This is a genomic window from Dactylosporangium sp. CA-233914 (assembly GCF_050942935.1).
Lineage (GTDB): Bacteria > Actinomycetota > Actinomycetes > Mycobacteriales > Micromonosporaceae > Dactylosporangium.
The window spans coordinates 9,994,101-10,011,025 of sequence record NZ_CP192030.1 but is presented as its reverse complement, the minus strand read 5'-3'; the positions used below and the strand labels follow the sequence as shown (position 1 = coordinate 10,011,025).

Annotated in this window: 15 protein-coding genes; 9 read left to right on the top strand and 6 right to left on the bottom strand. The window is 69.9% G+C overall.

The window, feature by feature from the left end; translation table 11 throughout:
• The first annotated feature begins 32 nt into the window (after window positions 1-32).
• The 3 genes from ACQPY0_RS44255 to ACQPY0_RS44245 are packed head-to-tail and all read left to right on the top strand — an operon-like array spanning window position 33 to window position 2,792.
• Window positions 33-950, top strand: a complete 918-nt coding sequence (locus ACQPY0_RS44255) for a hypothetical protein (RefSeq protein WP_432974940.1) — start codon at window positions 33-35, stop codon at window positions 948-950.
• 16 nt (window positions 951-966) lie between these two features.
• Window positions 967-2,259, top strand: a complete 1,293-nt coding sequence (locus tag ACQPY0_RS44250) for an NtaA/DmoA family FMN-dependent monooxygenase (RefSeq protein ID WP_432974938.1) — start codon at window positions 967-969, stop codon at window positions 2,257-2,259.
• 20 nt (window positions 2,260-2,279) lie between these two features.
• A complete protein-coding gene (locus ACQPY0_RS44245; protein WP_432974936.1) occupies window positions 2,280-2,792 on the top strand; it encodes a flavin reductase family protein in 513 nt (170 codons plus the stop codon).
• An 83-nt stretch (window positions 2,793-2,875) separates the two neighbouring features.
• Here ACQPY0_RS44245 and ACQPY0_RS44240 read toward each other — a convergent pair whose 3' ends face one another.
• Window positions 2,876-3,490, bottom strand: coding sequence for a TetR/AcrR family transcriptional regulator (locus ACQPY0_RS44240; protein WP_432974934.1), 615 nt, complete (start codon window positions 3,488-3,490; stop codon window positions 2,876-2,878).
• Window positions 3,491-3,545: 55 nt separating this feature from the next.
• Here ACQPY0_RS44240 and ACQPY0_RS44235 point away from each other — a divergent pair, with 55 nt between their 5' ends.
• Window positions 3,546-5,105, top strand: coding sequence for an MFS transporter (locus tag ACQPY0_RS44235; protein ID WP_432974932.1), 1,560 nt, complete (start codon window positions 3,546-3,548; stop codon window positions 5,103-5,105).
• A 71-nt stretch (window positions 5,106-5,176) separates the two neighbouring features.
• Here the strand turns inward: ACQPY0_RS44235 and ACQPY0_RS44230 are convergent, their stop codons facing one another.
• The 5 genes from ACQPY0_RS44230 to ACQPY0_RS44210 all read right to left on the bottom strand — a co-directional run bounded on the left by ACQPY0_RS44230 (window position 5,177) and on the right by ACQPY0_RS44210 (window position 11,136).
• Window positions 5,177-5,947 carry an IclR family transcriptional regulator gene (locus ACQPY0_RS44230; RefSeq protein WP_432974930.1) on the bottom strand — a complete coding sequence of 257 codons (771 nt, stop codon included), beginning with the start codon at window positions 5,945-5,947 and terminating at the stop codon, window positions 5,177-5,179.
• 12 nt (window positions 5,948-5,959) lie between these two features.
• Window positions 5,960-7,051, bottom strand: coding sequence for an ABC transporter ATP-binding protein (locus ACQPY0_RS44225; RefSeq protein WP_432974928.1), 1,092 nt, complete (start codon window positions 7,049-7,051; stop codon window positions 5,960-5,962).
• Complete coding sequence (locus ACQPY0_RS44220; RefSeq protein WP_432974926.1) at window positions 7,048-8,835, bottom strand: ABC transporter permease subunit; 1,788 nt, start codon at window positions 8,833-8,835, stop codon at window positions 7,048-7,050. Before ACQPY0_RS44220 ends, ACQPY0_RS44225 begins: the two co-directional genes overlap by 4 nt.
• Window positions 8,832-9,899, bottom strand: coding sequence for an ABC transporter substrate-binding protein (locus ACQPY0_RS44215; RefSeq protein ID WP_432974924.1), 1,068 nt, complete (start codon window positions 9,897-9,899; stop codon window positions 8,832-8,834). Before ACQPY0_RS44215 ends, ACQPY0_RS44220 begins: the two co-directional genes overlap by 4 nt.
• Window positions 9,900-10,017: 118 nt before the next feature.
• Window positions 10,018-11,136, bottom strand: a complete 1,119-nt coding sequence (locus ACQPY0_RS44210) for a PLP-dependent cysteine synthase family protein (protein ID WP_432974922.1) — start codon at window positions 11,134-11,136, stop codon at window positions 10,018-10,020.
• Window positions 11,137-11,271: 135 nt separating this feature from the next.
• Here ACQPY0_RS44210 and ACQPY0_RS44205 point away from each other — a divergent pair, with 135 nt between their 5' ends.
• From ACQPY0_RS44205 to ACQPY0_RS44185, 5 genes are all read left to right on the top strand, one after another.
• Window positions 11,272-11,658 (top strand): nuclear transport factor 2 family protein, encoded by a 387-nt coding sequence (locus tag ACQPY0_RS44205; RefSeq protein ID WP_432974920.1) that lies wholly within the window; start codon window positions 11,272-11,274, stop codon window positions 11,656-11,658.
• Window positions 11,659-11,689: 31 nt separating this feature from the next.
• A complete protein-coding gene (locus ACQPY0_RS44200) occupies window positions 11,690-13,291 on the top strand; it encodes a phytoene desaturase family protein (RefSeq protein ID WP_432974918.1) in 1,602 nt (533 codons plus the stop codon).
• Between the two features lie 28 nt (window positions 13,292-13,319).
• Complete coding sequence (locus ACQPY0_RS44195; RefSeq protein ID WP_432974916.1) at window positions 13,320-13,718, top strand: cupin domain-containing protein; 399 nt, start codon at window positions 13,320-13,322, stop codon at window positions 13,716-13,718.
• Complete coding sequence (locus ACQPY0_RS44190; RefSeq protein WP_432974914.1) at window positions 13,715-15,196, top strand: aldehyde dehydrogenase family protein; 1,482 nt, start codon at window positions 13,715-13,717, stop codon at window positions 15,194-15,196. Before ACQPY0_RS44195 ends, ACQPY0_RS44190 begins: the two co-directional genes overlap by 4 nt.
• Before the next feature lie 81 nt (window positions 15,197-15,277).
• On the top strand, window positions 15,278-16,894 hold the full coding sequence (locus tag ACQPY0_RS44185) for an amidohydrolase (protein WP_432974912.1): 1,617 nt from the start codon (window positions 15,278-15,280) through the stop codon (window positions 16,892-16,894).
• The last annotated feature ends 31 nt before the right edge of the window (window positions 16,895-16,925 follow it).

The window sequence follows — 16,925 nt, the reverse complement described above, 5'->3', positions numbered from 1 at the left end:
CCCGTGCCGCGCCACCAGCGAAGGGAAAACCGATGCCCGCCCCGTACCTCGCACTAGGCCTCGCCGGTCCGCACCTCATCGAGCTGACCGGCCGCGCCGACCTGCTCGCCCGATGGGACGCGCTGCCATTCGCGTTCACCGTCCTGGGGATCGACCGGATCGACGGCCGCGGCCCGGCGCCCTTGACGCTGGACAGCAGCGCCGTCGGCGCGAGCCTCGCCGGCCGCACGAGCCGGGCGCGCTTGCTCATCGTCGCCAGCCCGCAGCGCGACCACCCCTACAACCTGGCACGCCGGGTGGCATCGCTCGGGCACCTCTCCCGCGGGCGCAGCGGCGTGCTCTTCGCCGTGGTGGACGCATACGCGGCACCCGGCCCGGACGACACCGGCGCCTGGGGCGGCGCCGGGCTGGGCGCCGGCGCACCGCTCACCGCGGCGACGGCGCTCGACACGGTCCGCGCCGTGCGGGCACTCGAGCAGAGCTGGCCCTACGACTCCATTGTCGGCGATCGTGAAACCGGCATCCTGGTGCGGTCCGACCAGATCGTCCACATCGACCACGACGGCGCGTACCACATCGCCGGCCCACTGAACGCTCCGGAACCCGCCACCGGCGCCTCGCTCATCGCCTGGTACACCACCACGCCGGACGACATCGTCGTCGCCGAATCGGCGCCGGTCGACCTGGTCGTCGGCGCCGGCGGCTCCGTCGCAGTCGCGCCCCCGGGCCTGCGGCCGCCGGACAGCGATGCCGCGGGTGTCCTGCTACGGCCGACCCTCGACCAGAGCCTGGACGAGGTGCTGACCGCGGCCGAGCGGTTGCTCGCCGACGGCTTCGCGCCGGTGACGCCGGGCGGACCGCTGCGCGCGGCCCTCGGTCTGGCGGCCCCGGCCCGCCCGGCCGGCGGCCGTTCCGCGTTTCCCGTACCCGAACCCCACCCCTCCCTGTGACCCCGGAGAAGAGACCATGACCGATCGCCGTACGGGACACGTCATCCTCGGCATCAACGTGCTCGTCCTCGGCTATCTGCCGGCCGCGTGGCAGTCGCCGCTGCTGAAGAAGGACTCCTTCGTCGATCCGGACTACTGGGCGGGCATCGGCCGTACGGCCGAGCGGGGAACACTCGACGCGATCTTCCTGGCCGACGGGCCGGTGCTCGGCGATCCCGCGTACGACGCCAACCCGATCCGGCTCGAACCCACCGTGAACTGGGGCTACGTCGCCGCCGCGACCGAGCGCGTCGGCCTGGTGTCCACGGCGTCGACGACCTTCAACGACCCCTTCGAGCTCGCCGAACGGCTGCTCTCGTGGGACAGCCTCTCGGGCGGCCGTGCGGGCTGGAACATCGTCACCACCCGCGGCGCGGCGGCCGCCCGCAACTTCGGCCTGGCGGACGTGCCGCTGCGCGATGACCGGTACGAACGGGCCGCCGAGTTCGTCGACGTCGTCACGGCGCTGTGGGACTCGGCCGCGACCGGCCACGATGTCCACCACCACGGCGACTTCTTCGACATCGACGGCCGGCTCCGCGTGCCGCCGTCCGCGCAGGGCCGCCCCGTGCTGCTGCAGGCGGGCGGATCACCCAAGGGGCGGGCCCTGGCCGGCCGGGTCGCCGAGGGCGTGTTCGCGGCCGAGCTGACCAAGCAGAAGGCGATCGAGCACTACCGTCTCGTCAAGCGCCTCGCCCGCGACAACGGCCGCTCGCCCGACGACGTGAAGATCCTTCCCGGTCTGCTGCTCAGCCTCGGCAGCACCGAGGAGGAAGCCAAGCGGCGCAGCGACGAGCTGCACGACGCCGGCCCGGCCTCCTACTCGATCCAGTGGCTGTCCCAGTCGATCGGGTACGACGCCTCGAAGCTCGAGCTCGACGAGCCGTTCCCCGAGGAGGTCCTGGCCGCGCCCGCGGACCCGCAGACCTTCCAGGGCAGCATGGGGTTCCGCGAGTCGATCGTCACCCAGATCCGGCGCACGAATCCGACCGTGCGCGAGTACCTGAAGCAGACCCGCTACACCGGCTCCGGCCACGCCGGCTTCGTCGGCACGCCCGAGCAGCTCGCCGACCACATCGAGGACTGGTTCCACTCGGGCGCGATCGACGGCTTCAACCTCCAGCCCGACGTACTGATCGACGGCCTCGACGTGATCGCCGACGAGCTCGTGCCGATCCTGCGCAGGCGCGGCCTCTACCGGCACGAGTACGAGACCAGCACCCTCCGCGCGCATTTCCAGGCCGCCTCGCCGACACCCGACCTCGGCTGACCACTTGAGAGGGGATGGACATGAGCGGTCTTTCCCAGCCGTTCCCCACGAACCAGGATCTCGACCCGGTGCGCCTGCGCCAGGCGTTCGGCGTTTTCCCCAGCGGCGTCGTCGCGGTCGCCGCCCAGGTCGACGGCGCCCTCGTCGGTCTCGCGGCCAGCTCCTTCACGTCGGTCAGCCTCGACCCGCCACTCGTGTCGTTCTCCATCGCCAACGTGTCCAAGACCTGGCCTGACCTGCGGCGCGCGGCCCACCTGGGCGTTACGATCCTGGCCGACCGGCACGGCGGCCTCGCCCGCCAGCTCGCCGGCCCACCCGAGTCCCGCTTCGACGGCGTGGAGGTCCTGCTGAGCTCGCACGGCGCGGTGACGCTGCCCGACGGGCTCGCGCAGTTCGACACCACGATCTACCGCGAGGTGGAGGCGGGCGACCACACGATCGTGCTGCTCCGGCTGCACGCGGTTCAGCACGCCGACCACTCGCTACCCCTGGTCTTCCACCGCAGCGCCTTCGGTTTCCGCAGCGAACGGTGACACAGGCGACCGCGGCCCGGCACCTCACCCCGAGGTGCCGGGCGGCGGCACTTCAAGCTCACGATCGTGCGCGACAGCGACGATCATTCAGGTCCGGTCGCTGAATCGTCGCGGCCGGCGACGAAGGCGTGTCGCAGGGTGTCGGCGAGCAACTGGCCGGCCTGGTCGGCGGTCCGGCGTCCGACCAGCACCTCCTCGTTGGCTGCGCGGCCGAGTCCGTGGATCATCGCGTACATCCACTCGGGGGGCAGATCGGTGCGCAGCTCGCACCGCTCGGCGGCCTCGGTCAGCCACATCAGCAGCGGCTCGTCGGCGGCGGGGTGCCGCAGCGGCGCGTCGGTGACGCTGCCGGAGCGATTGTCGAGGAACCGGTAGCGTTCTCCGACCCGGATGATCCCGGGGCCGAGTCGATCGAAGACTTCCGCGGCCGTGGCGTCCGGTGTGATCGCGGTCGTGACGACGGCCCTTTCCTGCTCGACCACGAGGTCGATGAGCGCCTGGATGAGGTGCTCGCGGGTCGGGAAGTGCCGGTAGACGGTGATTCGAGCCACGCCGGACTCCGCGGCGATCTGCCGCATGCTCGCCTCCGGGTCGCTCGCGAGGATCCGGATCGCGGCGGCAATCACCGCGTCCCGATTGCGCCGGGCGTCCAACCGTAGGGCTTGCTCGTTCGCGCTGAGGTCGCTGGCGTCGCTCACCAATAAATGATACAACGTGTCACAACTGGTACAGCGTGTTTCAGTTGGAGGGCGCGTGAGCGTGATCGAAACGACGGGCATCAGCCCGTCGAGACGCAAGCAACGGATGACCCTGTTCGCGGTGGCGCTGGGTGTGGTGATGGTCAGCCTGGACGGAACCGTCGTCCACATCGCCAACCCGACGATCGCCCGCGACCTCGGCTCGTCGATGACCGGTCTGCAGTGGGTGACCAGCGGCTACCTTCTCGCACTGGCAGTGACGTTGATCGTCGGTGGCAGGCTGGGCGACAGGTTCGGCCGGCGCAGACTCTTCGTGATCGGCGTCGCCGGTTTCGCGCTCGCGTCACTCGGGTGCGGTCTGTCGCCGACGACTGCGGCCCTGATCGCCTTCCGCGTGCTGCAGGGACTCGCCGGGGCGTTCCTGGTGCCGAACACCCTCGCGATCTTGAGGTCGACGTTCCCGTCGTCCGAGTTGAACCGCGCCATCGGGGTGTGGGGTGCCGCATCGGCGTTCGCCGCTGCCGCTGGGCCGATCGTCGGCGGACTGCTGGTGGAGTACCTGTCCTGGCCGGCGATCTTCGTGTTGAACGTCCCGATCGGGTTGGCCGCCGCCGCGCTGGCGCTGCGGTGGGCCGACGAGAGTCACGCCCCGGGCGCCGACCGGTTCGACATCCTGGGCGCCGCTGTGCTGGCTGGGGCATTGTTCGTGCTGGTGTGGGCGTTGACGAGCGCACCCGGGCGGGGATGGTGGCACTGGGCCGCAGGGGTGGCCGCGGCGCTGGTACTTCTGGCAGGGTTCGTGCTTCGGCAGCGCCGTTTCCCTGCGCCGATTCTTCCTCTGTCGCTGTTCCGGTCCCGGGCACTGTCGGTGGGTGTCGTCCTGCTGGTGACCGGGAACGTCGCGCTGTACGGAGTGCTGTTCTCCATCGGCCTCTACATGCAGAACGTGCACGGCTACACGCCGTTTTCGACCGGAGTTCGCCTGTTGCCGCTGATGACGATGTTCATGGTCGGCTCGCCGCTGGGCGGACGCCTGACCGAGCGGCTGGGTTCGCGTTGGCCGTTGGCCCTCGGGATGGCGCTGCTCGCGGCGAGCTTCTTCGGTTTGGTCGGCCTGTCCGCGGACTCCCCCTACAACCGGCAGTGGCCGTGGTTGGTCGTGCTGGGCCTTGGCATGGGGATGGTGGTGGTGGCTGGGACCGAGGCTGTCGTCGGGACGGCTCCCGTACACCACAGCGGAGTCGCGGGAGGCCTGCAGACCACCGCGAATCAACTCGGCGGCGTGCTCGGCACCACGGTGTTCGGGATGGTGATCGCTTCGATCGTCGCGCGAACGCTACCGGCAGAACTGCACGGCGCCGGCGTTCCTGCCGCGCTCGCGGAGCAGGTCATCACCCACCTGGGCCGGGCCGAACAGGGGATCGCTCCACTCGGCGCGCGGTCGAACGATCCGGCCGCGGCGGCGATCGCCGGTGCGACGGAACGCGCATTCATGTCCGGCATGCACACAGTCATGTGGATCGGCGCCGGCATCGCGCTCCTCAGCGCGCTACTGGCGCTGCTGATCCCGGGCCGCCGCCAGGAAACGAGCGGTCTCTCCGCAACGTCGAGGTGAGAAGAACCTGTACATCTCGAGCTACTCCCCGATTCCTTCGAGACCACCCGCACGGCCGAATTCCGGGGCCCTCACGCCACCGAACGGCTGTGGGCCGCCGCCGCTCGCTGCAGAGCGGCCTGGACCTTCGCGATGTACTGCTCGTCCGACCGGGTCATCGGGACGACGACGGCCAGGACGCCGAGAAGGAGGTCGCCCCGGAACATAGGCGCGGCGACCGCCCACGATTCCTCGGTCGACTCGCGGCCGCTGTAGCCCATGCCACGTTCTCGGATGACGGCGCATTCGGCCCGCAGATCGGCCAGGGTGCGCACGGCCCCGGACTCTGTCTTGAACTCGTTGGTGCCTGGCGGCAGACCGAGGTAGCCGTGCTCGGCGTTGCTGAAGGCGATAAGGGCCTTGCCCGCGGCGCCCAGGTACACCGGCCCGCGCTCACCGGGGTGGCAAACCCTCCGCACGAGCCGGCCGGATTCCGCCGACTCGATGCAGACACGGTCATTGCCGGAGCGGACGAAGAACGCCACGGTCTCGTCGAGCTCGTCCCGGAGGCTGGCGGCGGCTTCTCCCACGAGCTTGCGGATACCCGACCACTGGTCGCCCGCGTACAGCAGCGCGGTCAGCTCGGGACCGGGGACGAACTGGCCATCCTCGTGCTGTTCCAGGAAGTCGGCCATCTTCAGCGTTGCCAGGAGCCGCGATGCGGTGCTCAGGCTGACACCGGCCTGACCGGCGAGCTCGGTGAGTGTCCGGCTCCCGCGAGCGGCCGCGGAGAGCAGGTTGAGCGCACGGATCACCGACCTGACGCCGCGCTGCTCGGTGGGCTCGTCCTCCAGCTCGGTCAATGAGTCCTCCCTTCATCGTTCGGCTGTCGAGCCGAAGACGTTCACATCACGTGTCCGCCAGATCATGCCTACTGTCTCGCCGGTGCGGTAGGGATGCTCGCCATCATCGTGCTGCATCTGCACGCGCACGGGGCCGAATGTCTCGGAGTGGACGGTGTACATCGTGTGTGAGCCGAGGTATAGACGGTGTGTGATCTTCCCGGTGCAGTGGCTGAACCCGGGAGGTGGGGCAGCCGCGATGTTCGTGAGCGCGATCCGCTCCGGACGCACCGCGGCCACGGACGCGTCGGCGGGCACGACCCGGCCGTCGTCGACCGGCAGCAGCCCGCCGTTCTCGACGCTCAGCCGCCCCGGGGCCTCGGGACGGACCGCGAGCATGTTGTTGGTGCCGAGGAAGTCCGCGACAAAGGCGGACCGGGGGTGCTCGTAGAGCTCCCGTGGCGTCCCCATCTGCTCGATCCGGCCGTGGTTCATCAAGGCGATGCGATCGGACATCGACATCGCCTCCTCCTGGTCGTGGGTGACGTAGACCATTGTCACCTTCAGCGCCTGCTGGAGCTGCCGGAGCTCAACCTGCAGACGCTGCCGCAACTTCCGGTCGAGGGCGCCCAGCGGCTCGTCCATGAGCAGGAACGCCGGGTCGAACACGACTGCCCGCGCCACCGCGATCCGCTGTTTCTGGCCGCCGGAGAGCTGGTCGGGCCGCCGGTCGGCCGCGGCGGCCATGTCGACGAGCTCGAGCGCCCGGTCGACCCGCTCGGTGATGACCTCGCGCGGCTCCTTGCGCATCTCCAGTGGGAACGCGAGGTTGTCGCGGACCGACAGGTGAGGAAAGAGTGCGTAGTCCTGGAATACGACCCCGATGTTGCGCTTGTCGCTCGGCACGTGCGCGATGTCGATGCCGTCGACCCGGATGGTCCCCGAGGTCGGCTCGGTGAAACCGGCAAGCATCATCAGGGTCGTGGTCTTCCCCGATCCGGATGGGCCGAGCACCGTGAAGAACTCACCAGGCTCGATCGTGAGGGTGAGGTCGTCGACGGCGACGTGGTCGGCGTACTCCTTGCGGACGTTGTCGAACTGGATCGCGCCATGGCGGGCGGTCATGAGTTGCTCCTCGAGGTCCGGGTGAGGCGGCGGAACAGCGCATAGCCGAGCCAGATGACAGCGGCGCACGCCATGACGAAGACGGAGATCACCGCCACGGTCGGGTTGGTCTCCAGCGAGAGTGCCTCGAAGATCCGCTTCGGGAGCGTCTTGACGTAAACGCCGGAGAGGAAGATCGCGACCGTCGACTCGTCGAACGAGGTGAGGAACGCGAAGAGGCCGGCGGTCACGATGGACGGGGCGATCAGCGGCAGCACGATTCGGCGCAGCTGGACCGCCCGGCTCGCACCCAGGCTGGAAGCGGCTCGCTCGTAGACCGGGTCGAGCGAGCGGAGCCCCGCGCTGACCACGCTGAACACGAACGGCAGAGCCAGCGTCACGTGGGCCAGGACGATCCCCAGCTCGGTGTCGACGAGCCCGATCCGCTCGAACTCCACGTAGAAGCCGGCGGCGGCGACCACCGTCGGGAACAGCAGCGGCAGCATCATCAGGGTCGAGGTCAGGGCTCCCCACCGGCGCAGCGTTCCCCGGACGACGCCCATCGCGGCAAGCGTCCCGAGCACTCCGGCGATGACGGTCACGAAGAGCGCGATCCGGACGCTGACCGTGAGCGGATCGAGCCAGCTCGCGGTGAAGAACTCCGAGTACCACTGGGTGGAGTAGCCGACCGGCGGGAAGACCAGCGCCTCGGTGGAGGCGAACGAGATCGGGATGACGATGAACTGCGGTGCCAGCACGAGGGCGCCGAGGACGGCGGCCACGACCTTCGGCAGGCTGCGGCTGCGGGTGACGCCGAGGCGGTCGAGTCCGCCGGCCGCGCGTCCCGCGAGCTTGAGGGCGCGTCCGCCGCCGCGCTTGGCGCGAGGGGAGCGGGTGGCCGCGGTGCCGGACCGCCCGGCGAGCTCGGTCGTCGACATCCCGGTCAGCCGCTGGAAGCCCAGGACGATGACCAGGACCAAAGCGCCGAGCACGAGAGCGGCGGCGGATGCGAGGCCGTAGTCGCCGCTCTGCTTGATCGCACTGTGGATCAGCGGGCCGAGCATGCTGCCCTTGGAGCCGCCGAGGAGCGCGGGGATCACGAACGCGCCGATGCCGTACACGAAGCACAGGACCGATCCCGCTTGGATGCCGGGCTTGGTCAACGGCAGATAGATCCGGACGAACGCCTGGGCCGGCCCGGCGCCCAAACTGCTCGCGGCCCGCATCCGCGAGTTGTCGACCGAGCGCATCGTGGCGGCCAGCGGCAGGATCATCAGCGGCAGCAGGTAGTGAGCCAGGCTGACGACGACCGCGATCGGCGTGAAGACCATCGCGATCGGCTCCAGCCCGAACTGCTCGATCAGCTTGTTGATCGGGCCCTGGCGTCCGAGGATCACCAGCCAGGAGAACGACCGCAGCAGGATCGAGGTCAGGTAGGGCGCCATGATCGCTACCGTCAGGAAGGTGCGCAGCCAGGTGCCGCCGTGGACCATCTGGTACGCGATCGGGTAGCCGAGGACCAGCGCCACGAATGTCGAGGCCGCGGAGATCAGGATCGTCCGCACGATGTTGTCGACGTAGCCGGAGTGCCCGAGGAGCCGGGTGAAGTTCTCCAGACCGACGGTCGGTTCCGTCACGCTGCGCAGGCAGAGGATCGCGACGGGAAGTACAAAGACCAGGGTCACGACGACGACCGCGGGAACCCCGCTCAGGTCCCAGCCGCGCCGGCGGCGGCGCCGGCCTCCCGCCGTGCGGGAGGCCGGCCCAGAACGGTCCACGTCTGGGGATGCCGGGGTGGCGGTCACGCGTTCTGCCAGTCCTGCCAGCGCTTGAGCACGTCCGCGCCGTTCTTGGCCCACCAGCTCACGTCGATGCGGAAGGTCTCGTCACTGGCGGTTTCCTGGGTGCCGGGAAGGTCGGCGCGGGTCTTGGCGTCGAGGCCGTCGAGCACGGACTTCAGCGACGGCGTGTAACCGAGCTTGTCCATGATCGCCTTCTGGACCTCGGGCTTCAACGAATACTCGATCGCCTTGTAGGCGTCCTGCTCGTCCGGCGCTCCCTTGGGAATGACGAGCTGCTGAACGGAGAGGACGGCGCCCTTCCAGGTGTAGTCCAGCGGCACCGCGCCGCTCTTGGCGATGCTCTTGATTCGCGCGAGGTTCCCGTAGCCCAGCGTGATCTCGCCCTGTGAAATGGCGTTCTGCAGGTCGCCGTTGGACCGGAAGAAGACGGTGTCGCCGCGGATGGTGTCGAGTTTGGCGAAGGCGCGCTTGAGGTCGAGTGGGTAGAGCTGGCTGGGCTTGACACCGTCGGCGATCAGCGCGCCCTCGAGGATGCCCCAGGGTAGCCCCACCATGCCGCGCTTGCCCGGGATACGCTTCGTGTCGAACAGGTCAGCCCAGGACTGGAGGCCACCGGCTACCTTGTCCTTGTTCCAGAACAGGTTGCGTGAGAATGTGTACCACGGCACCGAGTATTCGGTGACCGCGCTCGGGTCGGCGAACCCGTTGAGGCTCTTGGTGTCGATCGGCTGCAGCACGCCGGCGGCCATGAACTGGGCCAGCGAGGAGTCCTCGGCGTCGATCAGGTCGAGGTTCATCGAGTTGGACTTGGACATCTGCACCAGCTTGGCAACGTCGGAGCCGCTGCTGTCGTAGAGGACCTTGACCCCGCTGTCCTTCGAGTACGGGTCGAAGAGCGCCGTCTTGACGGCCTCCTGGTAGGTGCCGCCGAAGCCGGCGTACGTGATCGACCCCTTCTTGTCTGCGCCGCTCGAGCAGGCCGTGAGGCTGCCCAGGGCCACGACAACCGCGGCCAGCACGGCACCGACGCGACGCCGGCCCCAGGTCACGTCGAGACTTGTTCGCATAAGGGTTCCTTCTTGGTCAGAGCGGCCGGTTGGGTGCGTGAACCCACTCGGGTTGGACTTCCATACAATGAAAGTATGACTTCCATTGCAGAGATGCTGTGGCTCGAGCGGCAGCCTGTCAAGAGCTGTGGCCGGGCTTTCCCGCGATCACGCCGGCAAGTGATCCCGACCGCTCGTACTCATCCAGCACAGCGATGTACGGCGCCACGTTGAAGCCTTGCTCCGTGCGCCAGGTCGCGTCGTAGTACGTCGAGGCGTAGCGTTCGCCGCCGTCGCAGATCAGGCTCACCACGCTGCCTCGCTCGCCGTTGCGCTCCAGTCCGGCGATGAGCTGGAGGGTCGCCCACATGCTCGTCCCGGTCGAGGGCCCGACCCGCCGGCCCAGGCGGCGCGAGGTCCACAGCATCGTCGCGACCGACGCCGCGTCCGGCACGCGGACCATCTCGTCGATCACCTCAGGCATGAACGACGGCTCGACCCGTGGCCGGCCGATCCCCTCGATCCGGGAGCCTTGGGCCGACCGCAGCCCGCGCTCGCCGAGGCGCCAGGCGTCGAGGAAGACCGAGTGCTCGGGATCCGCCACCAGCAGCCGGGTGGAGTGCCGCCGGTAGCGAAGGTAGCGCCCGATGGTCGCCGCCGTTCCACCCGTGCCGGCGCTGGCGACGATCCAGGCCGGCACCGGTTGCGCCTCGCCGGACATCTGCTCGAAGATCGACTCGGCGATGTTGTTGTTGCCGCGCCAATCGGTGGCCCGCTCGGCGTAGGTGAACTGGTCGAGGTAATGGCCGCCGAGCTCGGCGGCGAGGCGCCGCGCCTCGTCGTACACCTGACCCGGATGATCCACCACCTGGCAGCGCCCGCCGTGCCACTCGATCAGCTCGAGCTTGGCCGGGCTGGTCGAGGCCGGGACGACGGCGATGAACGGCAGGTCCAGCAGGCGGGCGAAGTAGGCCTCGGACACCGCGGTCGAGCCGCTGGAGGCCTCGACAACCGTCGTGGTCGGGCCGATCCAGCCGTTGCACAGCGCGTACAGGAACAGCGAGCGGGCGAGCCGGTGCTTGAGGCTTCCGGTCGGGTGCGAGGACTCGTCCTTCAGGTAGAGGTCGATGCCGTGCCGGCCGGGCAGGTCGAAGGGCAGCAGGTGGGTGTCGGAACTGCGGTTGGCATCGGCCTCGACGCGGCGGATCGCCTCGTCGACCCAGGTCCGGTCGGCACGGGCCGGCTCGCGCATCGTCATTCGAGGTCTCCTTCGGGGTCTTCTTCCGACCGCTCTCGCGGATGCCGTGGTGGCGCTTGACCCTGTTCGCATCCGAGGGCATCCTATGGTACGGAAGTTGGACTTCCACTGTATGGAAACATTTGAAGGAGTTCAGTGATCAACCAGCCCGTGAGTCCGGCCGATGCCCGAGCGATCGAGGAAGTCCTCAATCGGGTCGCCTACCTCCTCGACGCCCATGAGTACGACCGGCTCGGGGAGGTCTTCGCGCCCGAGATCTTCTTCGACAACCCGGGCCGTCTCACGGCCAACGGGCTCGATGACGTGATCGCGGCCTTCAAGGCGATCGCGACGCCCGCGGTCAGTCACCACATCACGAATGTGGTGGTCGCCGGCGTCGGCGACGACACCGCGGAATGCCAGAGCAAGGCGCTCGCCCTGCGGGCCGGAGGGGCGGTCACCGCCGCGATCTACCGCGACACCGTGACCCGCACCGACGCGGGATGGCGCGTCTCGGCTCGCCGGATCAGTCCGCTGGGCTGACCGCAACGGCGACGTAACGGAAAGGAAGCGGATGGAGCAGGCGTACGACGTGATCGTCGTCGGGACCGGGCACAGCGGCCTGGTGGCCACCGGGTACCTGGCTCGGGCGGGGTTGAAGGTGCTCGCCCTGGAGCGGCGCGACATCGTCGGTGGCACCTGCGTCACCGAAGAGATCTTCCCGGGCTACCGCGGCAGCAGCGTGGCCAACGCGAGCCACAGCCTCGATCCACGCATCGCCGCGGAGCTGGAGCTGGAGAAGCACGGGCTCCGCTTTGCCCACCCGCCGCTGGGATCCCTGACCCTGTTCACGGACGGCCGGGCACTGCCGGCCTGGCCGGACCGGGCCAAGCGCCGGGCGGTCATGGAGCAGTTCGCGCACGGGGACGCGGACCTCGACGGCTTCGCCGCGGTCATCGAGCTGTACGCCTCGGTGGCCCGGCAGATGAAGGTCTCCTTCTACGACCCGCCGCCGTCGTTCGCCGAGGTGGCCGCCCGCTTCACCACCCCGCGCCAGCGCCGCGACTTCGAGTCGATCATGTTCGGTCCGGTCGCGGACATCCTCGAGGAGCGGCTCTCGTCGCCGCAGCTGCAGGCGTTCTTCGCCGGCACCGCGGTCGCGACCAACTTCGTCGGCCCGCGCACACCGGGCAGCGGCTACCTGCTGCTGCAACGGCCGCTGTGGGAGGAGTCGCTGCGCAGCGTCGGCAGCCACGACGACAACGAGCTGATGATGCGCAACGCCGCGCCGCTGGGCGGCATCGGTGCCGTGACCGGCGCGATGGCAGCCTCCGCCCGTGCCCACGGAGCCACGATCCTCACCGGCGCGCAGGTCGAGCGCATCCTCTGCAAGGACCAGCGGGTCGTCGGTGTCGTCCTCAGCGACGGGCGCGAGTTCCGCGCACCCCGGGTCGTCTCCAACGCGAACCCGAAGCTGACCCTGACCAAGCTGGTCGGACCCGAGGACATCGGGGAGGACCTGTACGACCTCGCCAAGGCGGTCAGCATGAAGGGCACCTCCGCCAAGGTCCACCTCGCGCTCGAGGGCACCCCACGGTTCGCCGCCGCGCAGGACGAGGAGGAGAACCGTCTCTTCCTCGGCACCAACTTCCGGATAGCGGCCAGCATCGACGTGCTCCAGAACGCCTACAACGAGGCGGTGCTCGGGCGCTGGAGCAAGCGGCCCACCGTCACCGCGATGGTCGACTCGGCGCACGACCCCTCGCTGACCCCACCGGGATGCCACTTCATGAGCCTCAGCGTTCGAGGAGTTCCGTATCACCTGGCCGAGGGCACCTGGGACGAGCAACGCGACGACCTGGGCAAGGCCGTGGTCAGCACGTTGGAGGAGCACATCCCGAACCTGTCCGAGATCCTGGCCGGCGTGCACGTCTACTCGCCGCTGGACCTCGAGCGCGAATTCGCCCTTGTCGAGGGCAACGGTGCCCACGGCGACATCGTGCCCGGGCACATCTTCGACTCGCGCCCGATCCCGGGCTGCGCCGACTACCGGACCCCGGTCGAGGGGCTCTACCTGACCGGGGTCGGCAACTGGCCGGGCAACTTCATGAGCGGCGTCACCGGCTACAACGCGAGCAACCGCGTGCTGAGCGACGTCCGCCGTAGCACCGACTGACCCCGACCCCACGAACCGGAGGAGCACGATGATCATCGGACGAGGTATTGCGGCGGACCGGGTGTCGGCCATGCGGCCGGCGACCACGACCGGACAGGTCTGGTCGGACATCGTCCTGGCCGGCGGCGGGACCCGCGCCCTCAACATGTTCTTCGCGCCCGGGTCGCGCACGCACTGGCACCGGCACCCGGGCGGCCAGATGCTCTACACCGTCTCCGGCGAGGGCTGGATCCAGGAGCGCGGCGGCGAGGTGGTGGTGATGCGCCCGGGCGACGTCGTCTGGACCGAGCCCGGGGTTGAGCACTGGCACGGTGCCACCGCGTCCGCCCAGCTGGTCCAGCTGGTGCTGCACTTCGGTGACGTCGAGTGGACCGGTGAGCTCGCCGAGGCCGAATACGCCGCCTGCGGTGCCGGGGACGCGCGATGAGCAGCCGGCCGGCCGATCTGGTCGCACGGCTCGTGGGTGACAGTCCGGGCTCGTGGATCGACGGCAGCTGGGTGGCTACCTCCCCGGACACGTTCGCGGTCCACGACCCGGCCACCGGGGCCACGATCTGCGCGGTCGGCGACGCCGACGCCGACCAGGCCGCCGCGGCGGTCGCCGCGGCGGCAGCCGCCCTCGACGGGTGGTCGTCGGCGACCGGCTGGCAGCGCTTCGAGGTCCTCAGCCGTGCGACCGACCTGCTGGGGGAGCGGGTCGAGGCTCTCGGTGAGCTCATCAGTGCCGAGACCGGCAAGCCGCTGGCCGAGGCGGTCGGCGAGGCCCGCAACACGGTCCGCTTCTTCGAGTGGTTCAGCCACGAGACGCTGCGTCTTCCCGGCGAGGCCTGGGCCGACGTCGCGCCCGGACGCGACGCCCTGGTGCTGCACGAGCCGATCGGGGTTGTCCTCGCGATCACGCCGTGGAACTTCCCGGCGTTCATGGTGGCCTGCAAGGTCGGCGCCGCGCTCGCGGCCGGCTGCACGGTCGTGCTGAAGCCGGCCCCGCAGACGCCGCTCACCGCGCTGGCCATCGCCCGCTGCTTCGGGGAGGCGGGTCTGCCGCCCGGTGTCCTGAACGTCGTCGTCGCCGGCGATCCGCAGCGGGTCAGCGACGCCTTGCTGGACGCCCCCGAGGTCGCGTGCATCAGCCTCACCGGGTCGCGCAAGGTGGGCGAGCTCGTCATGCGCAAGGCCGCATCGTCGATCAAGCGGGTCCTGCTCGAACTGGGCGGCAACGCAGCCGCGGTGGTACTCCCCGACGCGGACGTCGCCCGGACCGCGCGTGACCTGGTCCGGGCCCGGTTCCTCAACTCCGGGCAGGCGTGCATGGCCGCCAATCGGGTGTACGTCGTCGACTCGAAGGCCGGCGATCTGGTCGCCGAACTCACCGCGGCGGTCGACCAGATCGTCCTCGGCGACCCGCGCGACCCGGCGACCACGATGGGCCCGCTCATCGACCATGCGGCCGTGAGACGGATCGAGGCGCAGCTGGCCCAGGCCGTGGCGGGCGGTGCGACCGTCGTCGCGGGCGGTGCCAGGACCGCCGAGAACGAGGTGAGCGCGTTCCTGGCGCCGACACTGCTGACGGCCGAGGGGCAGAACCAGCCGGCCGTACTCGGTGAGGAGTTCTTCGGTCCGGTGCTCAGCGTCATCCGCTGCGCCGACGTCGACGAGGCTGTCCGGTTGGCCAATGCGACCGAGTACGGCCTGGCGGCGTACGTGTTCGGCGGTGACCAGGCCGCCGCGACCGCGGTTGCCCGCAAGCTCAAGGCCGGCTCGGTCGGCGTCAACACCGCGCTGGTCAGCGAGCCGGCCCTGCCGTTCGGTGGCATGCGCGGCAGTGGCCTCGGACGGGAGCGGGGGCGGCTCGGCGTCGAGGAGTACCTGGAAACCAAGACCGTGCAGATGCCTGCCGTCCGCTGATCACCTGCTGACCCGCCACCGCCGGCCTCACCCGCGACGGCGGCTTCACAACCATGCCCAGAAAGAGGTAGAGCAGTGCCAATGGAGACGGTGTGCTTCGTCGGTGGCCGGGTCCGCACCATGGACCGGGCCGGAACCGTCGCGGAGGCGTTTCGCGCCGAGGACGGCCGGATCGCGGCGATCGGGACGACGGAGGAGATTCTCGCCGGGGCCGCAGAGGCGCGGATCGTCGACCTGGCCGGCGCGACGGTGATCCCCGGGCTGGTTGACTGCCACTCCCACCTGGAGCTGCTCGCCTACGCCTGGGAGCTCGCCGTTGACTGCCGCTCGTCGCGGGTATCGAGCATCGAGGAGATCGTCTCCGTGCTCGCGCAGCGCGCCGGCTCCACGATCGCCGGTGAGTGGATCCTCGGTCAGGGGGAGCACTACCAGAATCTCAAGCTCACCGAGGGGCGCTATCCCGATCGGCACGACCTGGACCGGGTCAGCACCACCCATCCGGTGATGTACCGGGCGAGCTACCACCTCAACGTCTTCAACTCGCTGGGCCTGGAGCTGCTGGGGGTCGACGACGACACTCCGGACGCGCCCGGCGGCCGGATCGAGCGCGACCCGGCCACCGGCGTCGCCACCGGCCGCACCTACGACATGTTCGAGCCGCTGGGCGGCCCGCAGCCGACGGTCCCGGAGCTCGCGGCGGCGATCAAGCGAGTGCAGGACCGGTACCTCTCCGTCGGCGTCACCACGGTCGGCGACATCCCCCTGCACCGTGCCGGGCTGGAAGCGATCTGCTCGCTTGCCGCCGACGGTGACCTGGTGCTGCGCGCCGCGCTGTACCCGAAGCTTCAGGCCGTGGTGTCGGCCGAGGACGTGCGCACCGGCCGTACCAAGGACCGGATCGACGCCCTCGACCCCGACCATCTCGCGATGGTCGGTTTCAAGGTCTTCCTCGACGGCGGGCTCACCGCAGGGGCGGCAGCCCTCCACGAGGACTACCCCGGCCAGCCCGGCTACCGCGGCGAGCTCGCGTTCATCGACGAGCAGGTCGCCGCCCTGGTCGCCACCGCCGATGCCGCCGGGCTGCAGATCGCCATGCACGCGATCGGCGACCGTGCCCTGGACCAGGCCATCGACGGCGCGCTGGCCCTGCCGGCCGGGCGCCACGGCGTCGCCCGGCACCGCATCGAGCATGCGGGCAACATGTTCATGACCAACGAACGGATCAAGCGGCTGGCATCCTCCGGAGTCGTCCCCGTGCCGCAGCCGGCCTTCATCCGGACCACCGCGGCCGGATACGTCGCGCACCTGGGCAGCGACCGGATCGGGACCGTGATGCCGTTCCGCACGCTGATCGACCACGGCTTGCCGATCCCGGGCAACTCCGACGCGATCGGCATCACCGACGACCAGCACGACCCGTTCCCGGCGATGCAGGCCGCGGTCACCCGGCACACCAACGACGGCGCCGAACTGGATGCCCAGGAGGCGGTCACGGTCGAGGAGGCGCTGCGGATGTACACCGAGTGGTCGGCGTTCTCGATCGGCTGGGAGGACCGGGTCGGCTCGCTCGAGGTGGGCAAGTTCGCCGACTTCGTCATCCTGGCCGCGGACCCGTTGGAGACCGAGCCGGCGGATCTGGCCGCCCTGACCGTCGCGCAGACCTGGATCGGCGCGGCGCTGGTCTTCCAGAGGGGCTGAGCGCGAAAACGCCTGGCCCGAGTGGGCCAGG